Here is a 20,557-nt window from a genome sequence, read left to right as displayed (position 1 = left end):
TGTTGATTTCTAGTCTTTGATTAGATCGTTCTTTAAAAATTTGGGTATGTGATAGAAAGATAGACTGATGGCCACTTTCACTGGTGGTGATCAGGCTAAGGTAAAATTTGTGAGTTTAATCGCGAATTTTCGGCGAATGTCGTCTTCACAGTATAACCAGATTGCTTGGGGTTATATGGTCAAGTGAAGAAGCGCATACGGTGGATGCCTTGGCAGTCAGAGGCGATGAAAGACGTGGTAGCCTGCGAAAAGCTTCGGGGAGTCGGCAAACAGACTTTGATCCGGAGATGTCTGAATGGGGGAACCCACCTAACATAAGTTAGGTATCTTAAGCTGAATACATAGGCTTAAGAAGCGAACCAGGGGAACTGAAACATCTAAGTACCCTGAGGAAAAGAAATCAACCGAGATTCCCTTAGTAGTGGCGAGCGAACGGGGACTAGCCCTTAAGTGGCTTTGAGATTAGCGGAACGCTCTGGAAAGTGCGGCCATAGTGGGTGATAGCCCTGTACGCGAAAATCTCTTGGCCATGAAATCGAGTAGGACGGAGCACGAGAAACTTTGTCTGAATATGGGGGGACCATCCTCCAAGGCTAAATACTACTGACTGACCGATAGTGAACTAGTACCGTGAGGGAAAGGCGAAAAGAACCCCGGAGAGGGGAGTGAAATAGATCCTGAAACCGTATGCGTACAAGCAGTGGGAGCCCACATTGTTGGGTGACTGCGTACCTTTTGTATAATGGGTCAGCGACTTATTTTCAGTGGCGAGCTTAACCGAATAGGGGAGGCGTAGCGAAAGCGAGTCTTAATAGGGCGTCTAGTCGCTGGGAATAGACCCGAAACCGGGCGATCTATCCATGGGCAGGTTGAAGGTTGGGTAACACTAACTGGAGGACCGAACCGACTACCGTTGAAAAGTTAGCGGATGACCTGTGGATCGGAGTGAAAGGCTAATCAAGCTCGGAGATAGCTGGTTCTCCTCGAAAGCTATTTAGGTAGCGCCTCATGTATCACTGTAGGGGGTAGAGCACTGTTTCGGCTAGGGGGTCATCCCGACTTACCAAACCGATGCAAACTCCGAATACCTACAAGTGCCGAGCATGGGAGACACACGGCGGGTGCTAACGTCCGTCGTGAAAAGGGAAACAACCCAGACCGTCAGCTAAGGTCCCAAAGTTATGGTTAAGTGGGAAACGATGTGGGAAGGCTTAGACAGCTAGGAGGTTGGCTTAGAAGCAGCCACCCTTTAAAGAAAGCGTAATAGCTCACTAGTCGAGTCGGCCTGCGCGGAAGATGTAACGGGGCTCAAACCATACACCGAAGCTACGGGTATCACTTAGGTGATGCGTAGAGGAGCGTTCTGTAAGCCTGTGAAGGTGAGTTGAGAAGCTTGCTGGAGGTATCAGAAGTGCGAATGCTGACATGAGTAACGACAATGGGTGTGAAAAACACCCACGCCGAAAGACCAAGGTTTCCTGCGCAACGTTAATCGACGCAGGGTTAGTCGGTCCCTAAGGCGAGGCTGAAAAGCGTAGTCGATGGAAAACAGGTTAATATTCCTGTACTTCTGGTTATTGCGATGGAGGGACGGAGAAGGCTAGGCCAGCTTGGCGTTGGTTGTCCAAGTTTAAGGTGGTAGGCTGGAATCTTAGGTAAATCCGGGATTCTAAGGCCGAGAGCTGATGACGAGTGTTCTTTTAGAACACGAAGTGGTTGATGCCATGCTTCCAAGAAAAGCTTCTAAGCTTCAGGTAACCAGGAACCGTACCCCAAACCGACACAGGTGGTTGGGTAGAGAATACCAAGGCGCTTGAGAGAACTCGGGTGAAGGAACTAGGCAAAATGGCACCGTAACTTCGGGAGAAGGTGCGCCGGTGAGGGTGAAGCATTTACTGCGTAAGCCCACGCCGGTCGAAGATACCAGGCCGCTGCGACTGTTTATTAAAAACACAGCACTCTGCAAACACGAAAGTGGACGTATAGGGTGTGACGCCTGCCCGGTGCCGGAAGGTTAATTGATGGGGTTAGCTAACGCGAAGCTCTTGATCGAAGCCCCGGTAAACGGCGGCCGTAACTATAACGGTCCTAAGGTAGCGAAATTCCTTGTCGGGTAAGTTCCGACCTGCACGAATGGCGTAACGATGGCGGCGCTGTCTCCACCCGAGACTCAGTGAAATTGAAATCGCTGTGAAGATGCAGTGTATCCGCGGCTAGACGGAAAGACCCCGTGAACCTTTACTATAGCTTTGCACTGGACTTTGAATTTGCTTGTGTAGGATAGGTGGGAGGCTTTGAAGCGTGGACGCCAGTTCGCGTGGAGCCAACCTTGAAATACCACCCTGGCAACTTTGAGGTTCTAACTCAGGTCCGTTATCCGGATCGAGGACAGTGTATGGTGGGTAGTTTGACTGGGGCGGTCTCCTCCTAAAGAGTAACGGAGGAGTACGAAGGTGCGCTCAGACCGGTCGGAAATCGGTCGTAGAGTATAAAGGCAAAAGCGCGCTTGACTGCGAGACAGACACGTCGAGCAGGTACGAAAGTAGGTCTTAGTGATCCGGTGGTTCTGTATGGAAGGGCCATCGCTCAACGGATAAAAGGTACTCCGGGGATAACAGGCTGATACCGCCCAAGAGTTCATATCGACGGCGGTGTTTGGCACCTCGATGTCGGCTCATCACATCCTGGGGCTGAAGCCGGTCCCAAGGGTATGGCTGTTCGCCATTTAAAGTGGTACGCGAGCTGGGTTTAGAACGTCGTGAGACAGTTCGGTCCCTATCTGCCGTGGACGTTTGAGATTTGAGAGGGGCTGCTCCTAGTACGAGAGGACCGGAGTGGACGAACCTCTGGTGTTCCGGTTGTCACGCCAGTGGCATTGCCGGGTAGCTATGTTCGGAATAGATAACCGCTGAAAGCATCTAAGCGGGAAACTAGCCTCAAGATGAGATCTCACTGGGACCTTGAGTCCCCTGAAGGGCCGTCGAAGACTACGACGTTGATAGGTTGGGTGTGTAAGCGCTGTGAGGCGTTGAGCTAACCAATACTAATTGCCCGTGAGGCTTGACCATATAACACCCAAGCAATTTGCTGACCTGAAGAGGCACCAGATTGCGGTGTGTGAAGACGAAACGAACCGAAAGTTCGAGAAACAAACACACAAACTATCGCATACCCATTCGCTGGAGCGTGACCTCGCAAGAGAACACGAGCTGGCTACCGAATTTCTTGACGACCATAGAGCATTGGAACCACCTGATCCCATCCCGAACTCAGCAGTGAAACGATGCATCGCCGATGGTAGTGTGGGGTTTCCCCATGTGAGAGTAGGTCATCGTCAAGATTAAATTCCAAAACCCCTATCTGCGTATGCAGGTAGGGGTTTTGTTTTGCCCGCAGGAAAGTTCGTACAGCATCATCGGACCGCTCCGGTCTGGTTGCGCTGCTGTCCCGTCAGTGTTTATTGCCAAGGCGCGGCATACCGTGGAACCACCGATTGCGATGGAGGGGTTTGCGTTGCACTTGGCCTGGCATAAACGGCGGGATGACGACCGGAAGACTTCCATTCCTCCGTATCATCCCCCTGAAATCAAGACCGCGGCTGGCTGCTCGCTCTCATGACCCCCGCCTCACCATTGGCCACGAGCCAACGAAACAGCTCGGCCACCGACACCGTATGGCTGCGTTCTATCCAGCGCACCAGCGCCGGGCCGTAGTGTTCTGTGTAGCGGGTGAGCACCAGTTGGCGACAGTCCGCTGACAGGCGCAGGGTAATTTCCCGACAGCGCAGATTGGCCGGGTCTTCCCGGATCACTCGTTGCTGCAAAGTCAGGCTATTGTTTTCAGAAACCATCAGCCGGTGCTCCTGTGCATTGAGGGGGGGTGGTGTTTTCTGGCGAGCCTTGTTTGCCATCGGCCACGTAAGCAGCGCGATGCTCGGCCACCACATTGCGCAACGCGCTGTAATAGTCCGGCAGTTTTTGCAGGCTATCGGTCAGCGGTAATGCTTCTGCCCGGCCATCGACGATGCCGCCAACAGTGTTGATAGTGGACAGCATCTCCACGGTATCGCTATTGCTGCCGAACGGATCGACCACAAAGCCGAGCACGCGCCCGGCGGCGTCGCGACTGTTGGAGGTCCCGAACAATGGCAGCTCGACGATTGGACCATTGCCGATGCCCCACACGCCGAAAGTCTGGCCGAAGTCCGCGTCGTGGCGCGCAATACCGGCCATGCCGGAGACGTCGATCAAACCCACTACCCCGACCGTGGTGTTGAGCGCGAAACGCCCCAGGGTATTGACCGAGCGCATCGGGTTGCCTTGCAGCAGGTCATTGATAAACACCTTCGGCTCGCCGAAGTTCGCCACAAAGTTATGCACACCGGTTTGGAAAAAATCTGGCAAGTAGCGGTAGCCGCGAGCGACCGGCGCCAGGGCGTAGTCGTCGACCGTCCGGTTAAAAGCGAAGACTGCGCGATTGAACGGTTCCGCGGGGTCGTACACCGAATAGGAGATGTCGACGCAGGCCACGTCGGTGTTGGGCGGCGGCTGGCTGCTGCAACCCGTTAGCCCTGCGGCCAACACGGCAATTGAGGTGTTGCGGGCCAGCCAGGGAGCACACTTGAAAGGCAACATGGATGCAAGTCTCGGGAGGAATTCGCCGAGATGCTGAGCCCCGTGCCTTGCGCAAAGATGTCTGGTTTATTGCGGCGATGACGTTTTGTTGCACGATTGAAATATATGACGCGCGGCCATGAATGGTTTTAGATGGCGGTTCCATTCGCGCCTTAAGTGACCTTCGGTGAACAGCCTTTTAATTGTGGACGACGACCTTGAAGTCCTCGATCTACTGAAAAAATTCTTCGTGCAACACGGCTACAGCGTCGAGGTCGCCACAGACGGCGCATCGCTGTGGGCAGCCATCGAGCACCAGCCGCCAGACCTGATCATTCTTGACGTGATGTTGCCCGGCGACAGCGGGTTGATCCTTTGTCAGCAACTGCGGATTCGACACGCAATACCGGTGATCATGCTGACCGCCATGGGTGAACTCAGTGACCGGGTGGTCGGCCTGGAACTGGGCGCCGACGATTATCTGACCAAACCCTTCGACGCCCGTGAACTGCTGGCCCGAGTGCGCGCTGTGTTGCGTCGCGTGGAAGAGCGTCGTCCGGTGTCGCAGGAACGGCCACGGCCGTTGATCGACTTCGCCGACTGGCACCTGGACGTCACCCGCCGTGAACTTCGCTCGCCGGACAACGTGATGATCCCGCTGTCAGCCGGTGAGTTTGACCTGCTGCTGGTCTTCGTCGAACACCCGCAGCGCATTCTCACCCGCGAGCAATTGCTGGACCTGGCGCGCGGACATTGCCATGACGCGTTCGATCGCAGCATCGACGTTCAGGTCAGCCGCCTGCGACGCAAACTCGAGTCCGACACCAAGCGGCCGGCGATGATTCGCACCGTGCGCAACGGCGGTTACCTGTTCACACCCAGCGTGACGCGGCGGTGAGCTGGCTGAAGAGGATTCGCGCCCGAGACTGGCCGCAAGATACGGTTGCGCGCTGGATCGCGTTGACGATCATCCTGGCCATGCTCATTTCACTGGCGCTCAACGGGTTGTTTATCCAACTGGCCGGGGTTTGGGCCCGCCCACCACTGACCGAAATCGGCTTGCTGGAAAAAGCCGCGGCCATCGCCCGCATCATCGAGGCAGCCCCCGCGCCACTGCGCAACCCATTGGCACAAGCCGCCAACGAGAACGGCTTCACTGTCACTTGGCACCCTGATCGGCAAGATCTCAATCTGCCGGCAGTGGACGATCCGAAGTCCGACATCGGCTCGACTATCTTGCAGCCGATGCTCAGAGCCCCTGACCGGCGAATCGAAGCTTATGAACCGGCCGACTGGACGGAGCACACGGCGGACGCGCACTATGCGCTGCTGATCGAGTTATCGGATTCATCATGGCTGATGTTCTCCGCGCCTTCGCGCAGCTGGGGCCTGGACGAAGCGCCACGCTACCTGATCGTGATTCTTCTGGTGCTGATCTCCACCGCACTGGTCGCGCTGATCGCCACCCGACGCCTCGCCACACCTTTGCAGTGCTTTGCCGAAGGCGCCCGCCGTTTCGGCGTGGACTTCCGCGCACCGCCGATCGAACCGCTCGGTCCCCACGAAATCCGCCAGGCCATTCTCGCGTTCAACGCCATGCAGGCCCAGTTACAGCACTTCATCCGCGACCGTACGCAAATGCTCGCCGCCATCTCCCACGACCTGCGCGCTCCCCTGACGCGGATGCGCTTGCGAGGCGAATTCATCGAAGACAGCGAGCAACAGCAACGGCTGTTTCGTGACGTGGATGAAATGCAGGCGATGATTAACTCGGCGCTGGAGTTCTTTCGTGATGATGCGCGGCTTGAACCGGCCACCCAGTTTGATTTGGCGGAATTGCTGCAAACGTTGCTTGATGATTACCGGGATCAGGGAGTCGAGGTTGCCTTTAGTGGGCCGTTGCGGCTGGTGTATTTCGGTCGACCGCTGGGACTCAAGCGGGTGATGACTAACTTGCTCGATAACGCCATCAAGTACGGTAGCGAGCCGGGGATTGAACTGATCCCCGGTGCAGGGCAGGTGCGGATCAAAATACTGGATCGTGGGCCGGGCATTCCAGATGCCTGCCTTGGACAAGTGTTTGTGCCGTTCTTCCGGATGGAAGGCTCGCGGAACAAAAGCACTGGGGGTGTGGGTTTGGGGTTGTCGGCGGCGCGGGCGATTGTGCTGGAACACGGAGGCGAGCTGACACTGCGTAATCGGTCGATGGGCGGGTTGGAGGCGTTGGTGGTGTTGCCCGTGCATTAGTCCCGAAAGACTTGCCTCGAAACGATCAAAAACCTGTGGCGAGGGAGCTTGCTCCCGCTGGGTCGCGAAGCGGCCCCAAAGAAAGGACTGCTGCGCAGTCCAACGGGAGCAAGCTCCCTCGCCACAGTTTTACGCCAACAGGCCAAGGAGCAATCCTCCCCCAAGGATCGTGTAAACCTAAGCCTCCCAGCCCGCCCCACTGACCGCCGCCTGTGCCAATGGGTGCAAGTCTGCCCCCTGATGCGCCGTCTGCCAGGCCAGCAACTCCTTTCGCATGCCGGGAGTCCAGTACATCTGCAGATGATTACGCACGCCGAGCACTGCCTGTTGCTGATCCGGCTCGCTGGCGAAGTATTGGGCGATCTGGTTGGCCATTTTGATCAGGTTGTCAGTGCTCATCGGCGTACCTCGGCTTTTGTTCCGGCGGTGCGTGCGTGGCGGCGTTCGTCGAGCAGGCGTTGTTGTTCGTCGCTAAATGCCTGATAGCGTTTTTGCCACTCGGAAGGGTGGTAGACGCGGCTGACTTCCACAGCGGTGACCTTGTACTCCGGACAGTTGGTGGCCCAGTCGGAGTTGTCGGTGGTAATGACGTTGGCCCCCGATTCAGGGAAGTGGAAGGTGGTGTACACCACGCCTGGGGCTACCCGTTCGGTGATCCGCGCACGCAGTACGGTCTGCCCGGCGCGGCTGCCAATGCCGACCCAGTCACCTTCGTTGATGCCACGGCTCTCGGCGTCGGTCGGGTGGATTTCCAGTCGGTCCTCATCGTGCCAAGCGACGTTTTCAGTACGTCGGGTCTGGGCGCCGACGTTGTACTGGCTGAGGATGCGCCCGGTGGTCAGCAGCAGCGGATAGCGACTGTTGACCTTTTCCTCGGTGGGCACGTAGCCGGTGAGCATAAAGCGCCCCTTGCCGCGCACGAACTCCTCGATGTGCATGGTCGGCGTGCCGTCCGGTGCCGCGGCGTTACACGGCCATTGCAGGCTGCCGTGGCGCTCCAGTTCGGCGTAGCTGACGTTGGTGAACGTCGGCGTCAGGCTGGCGATTTCATCCATGATTTCCGACGGATGCTTATAGTTCATCGGATAGCCCAAGGCGTTGGCCAGGGCCACGGTGCCTTCCCAGTCGGCCTTGCCGCCCAACGGCTCCATGACCTTGCGTACCCGCGAGATGCGTCGCTCGGCGTTGGTGAAGGTGCCGTCTTTTTCCAGGAACGAACTGCCCGGCAGGAACACGTGGGCGAACTTCGCCGTCTCGTTGAGGAAGATGTCCTGCACCACCACGCATTCCATGGCTGACAGAGCAGCAGTGACGTGTTGGGTATTCGGATCGCTCTGGGCGATGTCCTCGCCCTGGCAATACAGACCCTTGAAGCTGCCGGCCAGTGCCGACTCGAACATGTTGGGAATGCGCAGGCCCGGATCGGGTTGCAGTGTGACGTTCCAGGCCTGTTCGAACTGAGTCCGTACCGCCTCGTTGGAGACGTGTCGGTAACCGGGCAGTTCGTGGGGAAAGGAGCCCATGTCGCAGGAGCCCTGAACGTTGTTCTGCCCACGCAACGGGTTCACCCCCACACCTTCGCGACCGATGTTGCCGGTGGCCATGGCCAGGTTGGCGATGCCCATGACGGCGGTACTGCCCTGGCTGTGTTCGGTGACGCCCAGGCCGTAGTAGATCGCGGCGTTGCCGCCGGTCGCATACAAACGAGCGGCGGCACGGATATCGGCAGGTTCGACGCCGCAGACAGGGCCAAGGGCTTCCGGCGAGTTCTCCGCGCGGCTGACAAATTCGCTCCAGCGCGCAAAATCGCTGCCCTCGCAACGCGCGTCGATGAAGGCTTGGTCTTGCAGGCCTTCGGTGATGATCGTGTGGGCCAAGGCGTTGAGCATGGCGACGTTAGTGCCGGGGCGCAGCGCCAGGTGATACTCGGCGCGGGCGTGCACCGAGTCCACCAGATCAATGCGGCGCGGGTCGATGACGATCAGCCGCGCACCTTCACGCAAACGGCGTTTGAGTTGCGAGGCAAACACCGGGTGCGCGTCGCTGGGGTTGGCGCCCATCACCAGGATCACGTCGGCCTGCATCACCGAGTCGAAACTCTGGGTGCCGGCGGACTCGCCCAATGTTTGTTTCAGGCCATAACCGGTCGGTGAGTGGCAGACCCGCGCACAGGTGTCGACGTTGTTGTTGCCGAACGCCGCGCGCACCAGTTTTTGCACCAGGTAGGTTTCTTCGTTGGTGCAGCGGCTGGAGGTAATGCCACCAATGGAGTCGCGGCCGTATTTTTGCTGCAGCCGACGGAATTCGCTGGCAGCGTAGGTCACCGCTTCATCCCAGCTGACTTCCTGCCAAGGGTCGTTGATGTGCTGGCGGATCATCGGCTTGGTGATGCGATCCGGGTGGGTCGCGTAGCCCCAGGCAAAGCGCCCTTTGACGCAAGAGTGGCCGTGGTTGGCCTGGCCGTTCTTGTCTGGAACCATGCGTACGACCTGGTCGCCTTTCATCTCGGCGCGGAACGAGCAGCCCACGCCGCAATAGGCACAGGTAGTGATCACGCTGTGTTCGGGTTGACCCAGTTCCACCACACTTTTTTCCATCAGCGTCGCGGTCGGGCACGCTTGCACACAGGCGCCGCAGGACACGCATTCGGAGTCGAGGAAGTTATCGCCACCGGCGGCGGCAACCCGGGATTCGAAACCGCGCCCGGTAATGGTCAGAGCAAAGGTGCCCTGTGTTTCTTCGCAGGCACGCACGCAGCGGTTGCAGACGATGCACTTGCTCGGGTCGTAGTCGAAGTAGGGGTTGGACGTGTCCTTCACGTCGGCCAGATGGTTGTCGCCTTCATAGCCGTAACGCACTTCCCGCAGGCCAACCTGGCCGGCGACGGTTTGCAGCTCGCAGTTGCCGTTGGCCGAACAGGTCAGGCAATCCAGCGGGTGATCGGAGATGTACAGCTCCATGACGTTGCGGCGCAAGGTCGCGAGCTTCGGTGTCTGGGTGTGCACGGTCATGCCTTCAGTGACCGGCGTAGTGCAGGACGCCGGATAGCCACGCATGCCGTCGATCTCCACCAGACACATGCGGCAGGAGCCGAAGGCTTCCAGGCTGTCGGTGGCACATAGTTTGGGAATGGTGGTGCCCAGCAGCGCGGCGGCGCGCATCACTGAGGTGCCTTCGGGCACGGTGATGCTTTGGCCGTCGATGTTCAGGGTGATCTGCACCTGGCTGTCGCGGGCTGGAGTGCCGAGATCGATGTCGGTTTTCGGGTCGAAGAGGGTGATCATTGGTCGGCCTCCGAGGCTTGCAGACCGAAGTCGGCGGGGAAGTGCTTGAGGGCGCTGACGACCGGATAGGAAGTCATGCCGCCCAATGCGCACAGCGAACCGTATTGCAGCGTGTCGCACAGGTCCTTGAGGATGATCACCTGCTCATCGCGACCGTTCTGGTCAGGCGCGGCCAGCAGGCGGTCAATCACCTCCACGCCCCGGGTCGAGCCGATGCGGCACGGCGTGCATTTGCCACAGGATTCCTCGGCACAAAACTGCATGGCGAAGCGCGCCATGTGGGCCATATCCAACGTGTCATCAGCCACCACCACACCACCGTGACCGAGCATTGCGCCGATGGCGGCGAACGCTTCGTAATCCAACGGCGTGTCGAATTGCGACGGTGGCACCCAGGCGCCGAGAGGGCCGCCAACCTGGGCGGCCTTCAGCGGTCGGCCGCTGGCGGTCCCGCCGCCGTAGTCTTCCACCAGTTCCCGCAGGGTCAAGCCAAAGGCCCGTTCCACCAGACCGCCGTGACGAATATTACCCGCCAGTTGGAAGGGCATGGTGCCCAGGGAGCGGCCCATGCCGTAATCGCGATAGAACTGCGCGCCCTTGGCCATAATCATTGGCACCGAGGCCAGCGTCAGCACGTTGTGCACCAGGGTCGGCAGGCCGAACAGGCCCTGCAAGGCCGGGATCGGCGGCTTGGCGCGGACAATCCCGCGCTTGCCTTCGAGCGAGTCCAGCAGCGCGGTTTCCTCGCCGCAGATGTAAGCACCGGCACCGACTCGCACTTCCATATCGAAGGCCAGACCGCTGCCGCCGACATTGGCACCGAGGTAACCGTTTGACCGGGCAATCTCCAGCGCCGCACGTAGGGTGGTCACGGCCTGTGGATATTCCGAGCGCACATAGATGTAGCCGTAGCTGGCGCCGACGGTGATGCCGGCAATGGCCATGCCTTCGATCAGCAGGAAGGGGTCGCCTTCCATCAACATGCGGTCGGCGAAGGTGCCGGAGTCGCCTTCGTCGGCGTTGCACACGATGTATTTCTGTGCAGCCTGAGTGCCGCGCACCGTGCGCCATTTGATCCCGGCCGGGAACGCCGCGCCGCCACGGCCACGCAGGCCCGAATCGAATACTGCAGTCGCGGTCTGCTCGCCGCCCAGGGCGATGGCCTGGGTCAAGCCCTCAAAGCCGCCGTGAGCCCGGTAATCCTCCAGGGACAGCGGCTGGGTAATGCCGGCGCGGGCAAACAGCAGGCGTTGTTGAGTCTTTAGATAAGGCAACTCTTCCACCAGCCCCAAGGCCAGCGGATGGTCGGACGACTCGCCTTGCAGCGCATCGAGCACCGACGGCACATCGGCCGCGGTCAGCGGACCGAAGCCGATACGGCCTTGTGGGCTGTCCACTTCCAGCAGCGGTTCCAGCCAGTACAGGCCGCGAGAACTGGTGCGTTGCAACTCCAGAGGCGCAAAGCGTCCCCGGGCATGGGTGATCAGGGCCACCGCAACCTCTTCGGCACCCACGGCACGGGCCAGCGAATCACGGGGCAGATAGAAAGCCGGCATCATGCGTCCTCCCGGCAAGTATCGAGCAATGCATCCAGACGCTCGGCGCTGAGCCGCGCATGCACCTGGCCATCCAGCTCCAGGGCTGGCGAGCAGGCGCAGGCGCCGAGGCAATACACCGGGCGCAGACTGATGTTGCCGTCGGCACTGCTGCCGTGGTCGTCCACTTGCAGACGTTCGCGCAATTGCGCCGCGAGCTGCTCGGCGCCGCGGCTCTGGCAGGACTCGGCCCGGCACAGACGCAGGATATGCCGGGCCGGAGGCGCGGTGCGGAAGTCATGGTAGAAACTGATCACCCCGCGAACCTCGGCCTGACTCAGGTTGAGGGCGTGAGCAATCTCGGGAATGGCGGCATCGGGGATGTAACCGATGCCCTCCTGAATCTCATGAAGGATCGGCAACAGTGCGCCGGGGGAGCGTTTGTGGCGCTCCAACAGGCTGTTGACCATAGGCAGGTGCAACATCTCATCAGGCATACAGCATTCCTCACGATCACGGACAAACCAAGCGGTTGTCAGTTGTCCGAAAGTGTCGGCTGCGGCAGTCACACCACGTCACGGTATCGTGGCATTTTCAGGCCGTTGGCCAGGCACCCTGAGCGGGCATCTTGTTGGGCCCGGTGCGATCTTTGCCGCACCTCTTCAGGGCATAACAGGCAGCTTGCCATGCTGCCTTTGATTCATCTGCACCAAAGCGACGTGTTCGATTCTGTCTACGACTACCTATTAAGTCTAGAAGAGCGCAGCCAAAGGCGTTCGCTCACTGAGTATCTTTCAGGGAATCCTTGAGCGCGATGAGCGGAGTGTCAAAACACTCACTTGGCGAAAAGGATCATCACCCACAACACCGCCGTGGTCAGTGCCGCCAACACACCGCACGCTCCGGCGATCAAATGACGGACGACGGGGGATTCAGACTGATTGAACCTGGCGATCACCAGAAGCCAGGTTCCGACAAAGGCCCCTAAAACCGCCATCATCGTATAGAAAATGAATACAACGCCCCGTACCGAGTTTCCTCCGGGGACAAACCATCTGTTGAACAGAATCAGCACGGCAATTCCGACAATAAAACTACCCACGGCACCCGTCAGGTTAGCGAGCCACAGATTCAGGGTGCCACGGTTCCTCACCACCCCAATCCACATTCCCACTGTCGCAGTGAAAAACACCAACACGCCGATTAGCTGCATTCAATCCTTTTCCTTGTTAACAATTCCCCTGAAACCGCCTTTGGTCATCTTTGATGAGATGAGGCGATGGAGGCACGATATCAAACTGATAGCTCTGTGCTGAAGGGCGTTGGTTTGATGTGGGTTGGATTCCGAGTTGGAGATTTGTTTTTCATCGTTGGGGAAGGTGAAGTTTGAATTCACCGGCAGGACTTCGATTGTGGAGATTTCGACGCTGATTTATCAGCATTTACTGTGAGCTGAGTGATCGAAAGCCCCGACAATCTCGGGGCTAATAATGCCTGTCCGTTAAGCGCAGTCCCTGTGGGAGCGGGCTTGCCCGCGAAAGCGTCAGGTCAGCCAACATCAATGCTGAATGCACTGCCGCCATCGCAAGCAGTTGGCTCCCGCAGGTCTTATGCCTTACCGACTGGCATCAGAACCATCCCGCCTAAGCACCTTCACCGCATCATCAACCACCGCCTTACTCATCGCCGTCAAATAATGCGCGGCCCAAGCGTGGCGGTCGGTGTCCCTGTCGTAAGCAGCATCTTCGGTCAGCTTTTTGGCGAGAAACAGGAAATCAGAAGCCATGGCTAACGCATCGCCGAGCGGAACGCCGCGAGTGACATGGAAAAGCGGTTGATCGGAGCAGTAAATGGCAGGTGTTAGTCCGATGGTTTTGAGTTCTGGTTGATCGGTCATTTGCCACCTCCGATGACGGAGAGGCGGTGGGAGAGGGACCCCGTTCCTGCAACTTTCGAAAGCCCTTTGCTCAGCGCTCTCCCTAACAATCACTAGCATCAGGCACGCAGAGAATATCCCTACCGCTATCTCGGAATGGCCTGACAACAATCCGCAGCGCTCTGTTTTAGGCTGCTCACAAGCGCGCGCCATCGTCTGCAACAGATCGTCGCAAACTGCATAAACCCTAGTGTTTACTGCGTTTTCTGTGACGTACGCATTGACAGGGTCATCAGGCTACGGCAGCGTTAATTCCAATCGCGCCCGATCCTCTGGTGCTGGCTTAGTCCGGCATTACGTTCGGGCCTTCTTGTTTCTGGAACATGGAAGTTGTCTAGCCCTGCCCCTCCGAAGCCGTTCCGTACATACCCTGATTTGGTTGCGTTGCTGACCAGCAGGAGTATGCAAATCCATGACCCGTCTCGTGCAGAACGCAAGCTCGCGCAGTTAGGGTATTACCGCCTCAGCGGTTACTGGTATCCGGCGCGTGAGTTCAAAATGAACGGCCTGCGGCAAGACGTCTGCCCGGTCACGGGCAAGCCTCTGCGTCTGGACACTTTTCAGGCTGCCACCACTGCTGAAGGGCATTGTTGTCCAGCGTGGGTTTGGGCTCCACTCACTGAATATCTTTCAAGTAGTCCTTGAGTGCGATCAACGGTGCATCAAGTTGCTCCAGGGTCTGCGCGCCGCGCAAATCAGCCGACAATCTATGTAGTTCGCGCCCTAGCGGCGTATCTACGCCGCCTATAGCGTCCAGCGCTAAACCCACACAATGCGCCACTCTAAACTGGATACCCTCGATATCCCCCCTACGCACCAACAACCCAAACACCTCCCGCTCATAATCACTCATGATCGGATCATCCCGCAGAATCGGACTTTCACCTTCCGTCTCATAAGCCAGCTTGAAGGCGAAAAGGGCAACGGTGTCCAGTGGCAATTCCATTGTGTGAATCCTTGATTCGTTAGCGAGCGGTTTTGGGCTGTCGCACCGAAGTGGCAAGATCAAAAGATCGCAGCCTTCGGCAGCTTCTACACGGTAGCGGTGGGGCGAGATCACTTTTCTACAGGCGAAAAAAAAGGCCTTGCAAAGCAAGACCTTTCTTAATTTTGGTGCCCGAGGGAGACCGGAGTCTTCCATATAATCCGTGGCTTGTAGCCGGATTAGATGCATAGGGATACACACGGGGATACAGCTTGCTTGGGCCTATGATCGCACAATCGTAGATCGAGTCATAAGCTTCCCGTAGACCCACCCCCGCGTATCCAAAAATTTAGCTGGTGTGGCAAGGGTTGCAGCAATAGTAGCAACCATTGACTTGCGCATTGGGCCATGATGTTCGAGCTGCGGAGACGGCACCAGTGCAGGTGGAATGAGTTCCGAGTGATACCTGGTTCTGTGGCAGCGGCATGAACCTACAGCCAGTTGTAGTGTTATGCACCTCGTAGTCGCCGTTGGCTTGTACGTTCTGGTTTACGATAAATGATGGCATTTGATAGTCCTCGCTTCCGTGTGTCGGATCGGTAACGACTCAATGTTTCGGCAGTATCCGTGGTGCTGGCTGAAAAGCGTATTGACCAGCAGAAATAGAGGTTAGCTGGAGGATGGCATAAAGCAATCAGTCGCCAGAAGCCGCCGGGGACCCTGGGATTATTTGAAGGACACGGGGTCGGAAACCCGCGACATCTTGCTAGCGACAGACATCCCACCTTACTGAAATTTCAACGTTGAAATTGAAAGGATCCTGACGAAAAAGTGGCATCGTTACCGCGATGGTAAAGATGCCCCTTTGTGTTGCTGATCGGCAGAGAACGGCCAGAAGCGGACGGCTCCCGAAAAACATCATTGAAAGCAATTTGCTACTATCGGGCGCTCTTGCCCATTAGCGCGACGTAAACCTTAGGTTCTTCCATGTTCGACAGAAGCGACTTTGATCAACTCTCCAGTGAGCAACTGACTTTTTGGAGAGCACACAATGATTGTCCCGGTCTCTATTACGTCACTTATCCAGGAATCGCCTTTCGATGCCCTGCCTCTCAGCAGATCATCAGGATAACTCGCGCCCCCAAACGGCAAGGCGAAAACGGATTAAACTTCTGGCTTCACGCGGAATGGATGGATTGGCGGCCTGGAGGAGAAAGTTATTTCCCAGGCTACGTTTCTGACGCTCAGTTTGAGGAAATCTCGGAAGCTGTTTTCAATCAGATGGTTGCGGATCAGGCGTTTGAATTGATCGCTCCGCTCAAACAACCGCTGCATGAGTCGACCGGTTTCGTCGGAGCGCTATTGATGTACTCAATGAAGACAGAGTTCATCGTTTCGCTGTTCGCGGAGTATGAAGACGAGTACATCCATTTCTATTGGGACACGACTTCATGAGCGGCAGCTAAGGGTCGTTCTCTGCCGGTCATGTCGACGGCTCGTACTGGTCAAATCCGATGCAAATGACTGGTCAGGTCGAATGCAAATGGGTGGGCAAGTCTGTGTAATTACCCAATTGCACTGGTGAACTGTGAGTTCACCCGGTTCACCTGTTCACTAAGGTGGGTACCTTTTCGCTAGCACAGTCCCGCGGGTTTCCGACCCCGTGTGTGGAGTGTTGTCACAGGGTCCCCCGGACGCTCAGATGAGCACCCCCATACTCGGTTTTTTCGCTGATGGTGTTGACGCTTATGGGGAGCGGGGAAAGCAACACCCTTCGAGCCCTTGTTACAGGTGTTACGTGTGTTACGAAACTATCTATGTCCTTTGATATCGGGGCTTTCGTGCCAGTAACACTCGTTCATCAATCTACTAACAGACGTGTTACTACGCGTATTGGTGTTACATAGGAAGCGGTATTAGTCGTTGAATTCAGAGGGCCGCTTTTGGCCACAAGCGTGTGGCAATTGTAAGAATCCCCGTTCCTAGCAAGCTCGTAGGGTAAACCAAAACGAATAAACTCCATCAGGGACTGATGACGCTATCATGCGCTTACTAGTTGCTCATATAAGAGATGTCGGGCGTGTACCTCATCGTCACTCTCCATTGGGAATGCACCGGATACAGCCATTCTTTCTAGGTGCTCGGCTTCTGGTGCCAGAAAGCCATTTTTCATGCAGTGTTCAGAAAGCCATTGGCGTGTCATTAGTGTCAAGTGGGTAAGTGGCTCAGTTCGATATTTTGTATCTATATAAGGATCTGCCATCAATAATGAAGATGCTATTCGGCGATCCATATCCACCTTATAAGAAGGAAGTGTCTGTGAGAATCGTTCAGCTATAAATTCGATCAGTGATAGTAAATATAACAGCAGGTAAGGTAGGCGAGAGTAAAGGAATGCCCATTGAGTCATTGCTTGAGTCATTCCTGAAAAAATAAAATTGATATTATATTTCTCGGTCTTTATCGATTTGTGATCTGTGAATAAGTGCATGGCTTTGTTGCATATACCGTCAAAGCTATCGTTTTCGGTCTTGTCGTAGCGCAGTTTGGCTATGTAGCTAGCATTGAATCTTGACGTTTCACCAATGGTTTTCAGCACTTTTTGAATGCGCCTGATATGGCCGTCAATACCACCTGCGTTCTGCGGACGTAATCTCGAAGGATCATCCGCAATCATTTTGGAAAAGCTTTCTTTGTCGGCAATCACTGATTCAAGTAGGTACAGGCTCTCTTGAAATGGTTTTCTTAACAGCATATACGCAATAGCGAGCTTCCCTTTTCTAGATGCTTCAAGTGCTTCGAAGATACAATGCAGAATATCTGACAGTACTGCTGGAAAAGCCATGGTGACTAATACGTCAGCTTCATCATTCAGGCGTCCGCTTTTTTTTAACCAATCAAGCAGGTCATCTGCTTGCTCAAGCGCAGATTTTTCGTGCTCGCCATTGAAGGCAATGCTTGTAATGAAGACTCCTTGTTTGATCCCGGAAACAAGGAGTTGGGCGGCTACGTCATGTATAGTGAAGCATAGCTTATATGCGGCATGAAACTCATTTGGCAGCACAGTGTTACTTTCCAGTAGTCTTTCCAATTTATAATCCTCCGGGTGTTTGTTGAATTATATTGAAATAATCATTGAGGAATGCACTATGGTCTACCTACTGGGTAAGTATCAGATTGGAACGACGATGCGGCCACGAGCCACGCAGATATTTTCTTTTACCGCAAAGCATTCGACGTAGTGTTCTCCCTGAAAATCTGAGTGCTCGGTGATCTGATGATAGCCACTGTCCATCTGAATTTGCCCTCTTAACATATTTCGCCGAATTGCTTCCGGTCCTACATTTCTAACCTTCCAATAGAGCTTAAAGGGAGGGGGGACATTTATATGCTTAACGTAAAACGTAAGTTCTCGTTGTTTAGGTATTTTGTAGAGGCCAATACGTGACATCAGATTTCTGAGTTGGTCTCCTTCGTTTTTAACGGTGCAGTCAATTTCTAAGTTGTAGTGAATGTCTAAGCTAAATTTTTGACCAATAAATTGCTCTAGGTTTTTTATTTCATTTCGCGCAATGGCTTGGCGCTTTTCTTCTTCCACATATTCGGGGAAGTTTTCTCCAAATACAGCACTCCATCGTTCATGGGCAACCTCCGGGTCATCTAATGCCTCTTGGAGTCTTCGCAGTGCTTTTTTTGCTTTAGGGTGGAAATTTCCACTTTTTGTAACAATTGAACCACTACCAGGAGCTCTCCACTGCTCTTTCTCTTGATCAATATCGACGAGGTAAGCAAAAAAATCTTTAGTCATTTCCCCGTAAGCTGAGTAGGATTTCGTGTCGTAGTCAGTTGTACCTTTTAAGAATTGATAGCATAGAGTGTCAATAAGCATGCCTTTCATAGGCACGCCATGATCGTTCTTCCATGCGCGAATCATTTTACACAGCCTCTTAAGGTTGTGGTTTTTAAGCTGATTTAGTGAGTTCGTTTCATCAATTTCTGAAATTGGATTACAGGTCCTCCACTGGCCACCATCATTTGCATCTGGATAGGTATAGCTTCCATCTTCATTCAGAAAGGCAGGTAGCACTTCAACGATGTAATCAGTGAAGTCAATTGACACCACTTGTTGTTGCGCTTTTACGTCTCGATTTGGGAATTTTTCTTTTAGAATTAACCTTATTTCAGCGAGTAAGGCCGACTGTTTGTTGTTTTCATATTTATTGAATCGGTCGTAGACTTCCCAGGGTAAGATGAAAGCCATGTCTAAGTCGCTTACCCCATGTACTGCAGTGCGGCGTCCATAAGAACCAACTTGCCGACAGTTTGAAATTTCAGAGTCTAGTTCGTAATATTTTTCGTTTAGCTTGCTCGTTGTTTGTCTGTAACTTTTTGAAATGGCATCAGAATTTTTTACTGCTAGATTTTTTCTGAATTGCTCAAATAGTTCTTTTGTCATTTTGTGCAGATCCTTTGTATGTGATCTATTAAATCTGTCAGATCTAAGTTAAATGCCAGAACAGCCAGAACAACGACCAAGCTACCGAAAATCGTGATGTATAAAGACAAAGGGATTTTGTCTCTAAAAAAATTGAAATGAAGGTGTTCGTCAATCCATCCTATCTGCTGCTCCCAAAAGAATTTCTTGTGAGCAAGCCAGCTAGCCCCAAATATATGTTTGCTCAAGCAGAGAGAGTTAAACTCATGTTCAATATTCTCTAGCTCACTTAAGTGCTCAGCTGAAACCTTTTCGCTTGACTCGCAGGTCATGCTCAGTTTTTTCAGTTTATTGAAAAGCGCAGTCAGCTTTTGTCCCACAGCGTAATAGTCATCTTTTTTCTCGGAGTAGTAGGCAATGTACATACCAGTGATGCCTAATATTGTTACTGCAGCGGACATCTGTTTTTCTGCAAGCCAAGAAATAATGAGTGACAAGATACCAACGCATATCGATACAAAACCAATCCATCCAGGACCTTTCTCCACAATCTCATAGGTGGAAAAATGCAATTTGGCGCTGTATCCAACGTCATAAGCCTTTTCTGCAATCAAGCGTTGTGCTAGCTCTTTTTTCATAAAACCCCATAGAAGCTCGCTACCATCACTTCAGGTGCAATGTGACGACTGGCGGCAACGAATGTCGAGTATTCGGGTGATGGTTGAAAAGCTGAGGTAGCGAGTGGTAAAAAGCCCGGCCAATCGACCGGGCTTTAATTCACCTCACCTTTCGTTAGACGACTGCGATACAACAGAAGCCGCCAGCGTTCGAGTCGTTTTAGACAAGCGTTTGTCTTGTAGCGCTTGGCTAGCTTTCGTTTCCATCTTCGCGCCTGACTGTTTGTCGGAGCCGGCTTGAGAAATCACCGATGCTGCCAAGCTCTTGGCAATCGCCGATGATTCCTTGTCCCGTAAGACTTTAGACGCTAGAGAAGAAACCCTAGGGGAGGATTTCTTTGAGTTTTTGCTCATTGCTGATCTCCTTTTTTTCGACGTACACGTAGGCGCCAGGCTTGAAGCCCATATGCTCGGGCATCAAGCAGCTTTTTTCCGCAGCGACGGAAACGGCAGTAAATGTATTCGTAATCGTCTGACTCTGGGGGTTGCATAAGTCACCATATAAAAGGTGTTTTCAGCCCAAATTCAGAAGGAGATGAGGGGACGTTCAGTATTTTTCGCTCACGAACTTGACCCTTCGGTCGCGGAGACCTAAAAAGTAGTTGTGTGACCACGAGCGAATCCATACTATTCGTTCCCCTAACCGCTTTCCTTTCTGGACTGTGGTTGATGCGCCCTTGGGTAGGCCCTGAGAAAACTTCCCCTTGGTGCGCGCTGAAAGCCCTGTCTGCTCGCTGAGCAGGTGGGGCTTTTTCTTTTGCAGAGACATTTCTCTGCACAATTCTTTGGGCAATCAGCCCCTAAATTCCTTTCTATCTATCATCCGTTAGGTTTTTGCCTAAGGGACTCCTACCTATGAAAGCATAATAGTCGAAAAAATACCACATGTAGTGTTTTTCTTCGTT

General features: G+C 54.6%; 16 protein-coding genes, 2 rRNA genes and 1 pseudogene. 6 read left to right on the top strand and 13 right to left on the bottom strand.

Going from position 1 to position 20,557, the window contains the following annotated elements; all coding sequences use genetic code 11:
* Positions 1–177 precede the first annotated feature (177 nt).
* Together PSH88_RS25345 and rrf are read left to right on the top strand one after the other, a co-directional pair.
* A 23S ribosomal RNA gene (locus tag PSH88_RS25345) occupies positions 178–3,068 on the top strand.
* Between the two features lie 156 nt (positions 3,069–3,224).
* Positions 3,225–3,340, top strand: a 5S ribosomal RNA gene (rrf, locus tag PSH88_RS25340).
* 246 nt (positions 3,341–3,586) lie between these two features.
* Here rrf and PSH88_RS25335 read toward each other — a convergent pair.
* Positions 3,587–3,850, bottom strand: coding sequence for a hypothetical protein (locus PSH88_RS25335; RefSeq protein ID WP_305423339.1), 264 nt, complete (start codon positions 3,848–3,850; stop codon positions 3,587–3,589).
* Positions 3,840–4,634 carry an MlaA family lipoprotein gene (locus tag PSH88_RS25330; RefSeq protein WP_305423338.1) on the bottom strand — a complete coding sequence of 265 codons (795 nt, stop codon included), beginning with the start codon at positions 4,632–4,634 and terminating at the stop codon, positions 3,840–3,842. Before PSH88_RS25330 ends, PSH88_RS25335 begins: the two co-directional genes overlap by 11 nt.
* A gap of 166 nt (positions 4,635–4,800) precedes the next feature.
* Here PSH88_RS25330 and PSH88_RS25325 point away from each other — a divergent pair, with 166 nt between their 5' ends.
* Together PSH88_RS25325 and PSH88_RS25320 are read left to right on the top strand one after the other, a co-directional pair.
* Positions 4,801–5,511: a response regulator gene (locus PSH88_RS25325; RefSeq protein WP_305423336.1), complete on the top strand. Its 711-nt coding sequence runs from the start codon at positions 4,801–4,803 to the stop codon at positions 5,509–5,511.
* On the top strand, positions 5,508–6,860 hold the full coding sequence (locus PSH88_RS25320; protein WP_305423335.1) for a sensor histidine kinase: 1,353 nt from the start codon (positions 5,508–5,510) through the stop codon (positions 6,858–6,860). The genes PSH88_RS25325 and PSH88_RS25320 overlap by 4 nt, the downstream gene beginning before the upstream one ends.
* Positions 6,861–7,037: 177 nt before the next feature.
* On the opposite strand, the gene PSH88_RS25315 is transcribed toward PSH88_RS25320, so the two are convergent.
* The 5 genes from PSH88_RS25315 to PSH88_RS25295 all read right to left on the bottom strand — a co-directional run bounded on the left by PSH88_RS25315 (position 7,038) and on the right by PSH88_RS25295 (position 12,892).
* Positions 7,038–7,259: a formate dehydrogenase subunit delta gene (locus PSH88_RS25315; RefSeq protein ID WP_095054230.1), complete on the bottom strand. Its 222-nt coding sequence runs from the start codon at positions 7,257–7,259 to the stop codon at positions 7,038–7,040.
* On the bottom strand, positions 7,256–10,144 hold the full coding sequence (gene fdhF / locus PSH88_RS25310; protein WP_305423334.1) for a formate dehydrogenase subunit alpha: 2,889 nt from the start codon (positions 10,142–10,144) through the stop codon (positions 7,256–7,258). Before fdhF ends, PSH88_RS25315 begins: the two co-directional genes overlap by 4 nt.
* A complete protein-coding gene (locus PSH88_RS25305; protein WP_305423333.1) occupies positions 10,141–11,703 on the bottom strand; it encodes a formate dehydrogenase beta subunit in 1,563 nt (520 codons plus the stop codon). The genes fdhF and PSH88_RS25305 overlap by 4 nt, the downstream gene beginning before the upstream one ends.
* Complete coding sequence (locus PSH88_RS25300) at positions 11,700–12,176, bottom strand: formate dehydrogenase subunit gamma (RefSeq protein WP_305423332.1); 477 nt, start codon at positions 12,174–12,176, stop codon at positions 11,700–11,702. The genes PSH88_RS25305 and PSH88_RS25300 overlap by 4 nt, the downstream gene beginning before the upstream one ends.
* Before the next feature lie 338 nt (positions 12,177–12,514).
* Positions 12,515–12,892, bottom strand: coding sequence for a hypothetical protein (locus PSH88_RS25295; RefSeq protein WP_305483399.1), 378 nt, complete (start codon positions 12,890–12,892; stop codon positions 12,515–12,517).
* Positions 12,893–13,016: 124 nt separating this feature from the next.
* Here PSH88_RS25295 and PSH88_RS25290 point away from each other — a divergent pair.
* A pseudogene (locus PSH88_RS25290) lies at positions 13,017–13,130 on the top strand (PH domain-containing protein); the annotation flags it as partial.
* A 164-nt stretch (positions 13,131–13,294) separates the two neighbouring features.
* On the opposite strand, the gene PSH88_RS25285 reads toward PSH88_RS25290, so the two are convergent.
* Positions 13,295–13,576, bottom strand: coding sequence for a DUF3077 domain-containing protein (locus PSH88_RS25285; RefSeq protein ID WP_305423329.1), 282 nt, complete (start codon positions 13,574–13,576; stop codon positions 13,295–13,297).
* Between the two features lie 655 nt (positions 13,577–14,231).
* A complete protein-coding gene (locus tag PSH88_RS25280) occupies positions 14,232–14,561 on the bottom strand; it encodes a hypothetical protein (protein ID WP_305423327.1) in 330 nt (109 codons plus the stop codon).
* A gap of 966 nt (positions 14,562–15,527) precedes the next feature.
* On the opposite strand from PSH88_RS25280, the gene PSH88_RS25275 reads away from it, so the two are divergent.
* Entirely contained in the window at positions 15,528–15,995 is a 468-nt protein-coding gene (locus PSH88_RS25275) for a hypothetical protein (RefSeq protein ID WP_305423326.1), read from the top strand.
* 586 nt (positions 15,996–16,581) lie between these two features.
* Here PSH88_RS25275 and PSH88_RS25270 read toward each other — a convergent pair.
* From PSH88_RS25270 to PSH88_RS25255, 4 genes are all read right to left on the bottom strand, one after another.
* Positions 16,582–17,631, bottom strand: a complete 1,050-nt coding sequence (locus tag PSH88_RS25270; protein ID WP_305423325.1) for a hypothetical protein — start codon at positions 17,629–17,631, stop codon at positions 16,582–16,584.
* A gap of 81 nt (positions 17,632–17,712) precedes the next feature.
* Entirely contained in the window at positions 17,713–18,996 is a 1,284-nt protein-coding gene (locus PSH88_RS25265) for a nucleotide-binding domain-containing protein (protein ID WP_305423323.1), read from the bottom strand.
* A complete protein-coding gene (locus tag PSH88_RS25260; RefSeq protein ID WP_305423320.1) occupies positions 18,993–19,613 on the bottom strand; it encodes an SLATT domain-containing protein in 621 nt (206 codons plus the stop codon). Before PSH88_RS25260 ends, PSH88_RS25265 begins: the two co-directional genes overlap by 4 nt.
* Positions 19,614–19,757: 144 nt before the next feature.
* Positions 19,758–20,006, bottom strand: coding sequence for a hypothetical protein (locus tag PSH88_RS25255; RefSeq protein WP_305423318.1), 249 nt, complete (start codon positions 20,004–20,006; stop codon positions 19,758–19,760).
* Between the last annotated feature and the right edge of the window lie 551 nt (positions 20,007–20,557).

The sequence above is a fragment of the Pseudomonas wuhanensis genome (assembly GCF_030687395.1).
Classification (GTDB): domain Bacteria; phylum Pseudomonadota; class Gammaproteobacteria; order Pseudomonadales; family Pseudomonadaceae; genus Aquipseudomonas; species Aquipseudomonas wuhanensis.
This window is presented reverse-complemented; position numbering and strand designations above follow the sequence as displayed.

Excerpts from the sequence above, each read along its gene's own strand:
- PSH88_RS25315 (WP_095054230.1), bottom strand. The coding sequence starts at position 7,259 with ATGAGCACTGACAACCTGATCAAAATGGCCAACCAGATCGCCCAATAC.
- PSH88_RS25300 (WP_305423332.1), bottom strand. The coding sequence starts at position 12,176 with ATGCCTGATGAGATGTTGCACCTGCCTATGGTCAACAGCCTGTTGGAG.
- PSH88_RS25260 (WP_305423320.1), bottom strand. The coding sequence starts at position 19,613 with ATGAAAAAAGAGCTAGCACAACGCTTGATTGCAGAAAAGGCTTATGAC.
- PSH88_RS25265 (WP_305423323.1), bottom strand. The coding sequence starts at position 18,996 with ATGACAAAAGAACTATTTGAGCAATTCAGAAAAAATCTAGCAGTAAAA.
- PSH88_RS25295 (WP_305483399.1), bottom strand. The coding sequence starts at position 12,892 with ATGCAGCTAATCGGCGTGTTGGTGTTTTTCACTGCGACAGTGGGAATG.
- PSH88_RS25280 (WP_305423327.1), bottom strand. The coding sequence starts at position 14,561 with ATGGAATTGCCACTGGACACCGTTGCCCTTTTCGCCTTCAAGCTGGCT.
- PSH88_RS25330 (WP_305423338.1), bottom strand. The coding sequence starts at position 4,634 with ATGTTGCCTTTCAAGTGTGCTCCCTGGCTGGCCCGCAACACCTCAATT.
- PSH88_RS25335 (WP_305423339.1), bottom strand. The coding sequence starts at position 3,850 with ATGGTTTCTGAAAACAATAGCCTGACTTTGCAGCAACGAGTGATCCGG.
- PSH88_RS25255 (WP_305423318.1), bottom strand. The coding sequence starts at position 20,006 with ATGAGCAAAAACTCAAAGAAATCCTCCCCTAGGGTTTCTTCTCTAGCG.
- PSH88_RS25275 (WP_305423326.1), top strand. The coding sequence starts at position 15,528 with ATGTTCGACAGAAGCGACTTTGATCAACTCTCCAGTGAGCAACTGACT.
- PSH88_RS25305 (WP_305423333.1), bottom strand. The coding sequence starts at position 11,703 with ATGATGCCGGCTTTCTATCTGCCCCGTGATTCGCTGGCCCGTGCCGTG.
- fdhF (WP_305423334.1), bottom strand. The coding sequence starts at position 10,144 with ATGATCACCCTCTTCGACCCGAAAACCGACATCGATCTCGGCACTCCA.
- PSH88_RS25285 (WP_305423329.1), bottom strand. The coding sequence starts at position 13,576 with ATGACCGATCAACCAGAACTCAAAACCATCGGACTAACACCTGCCATT.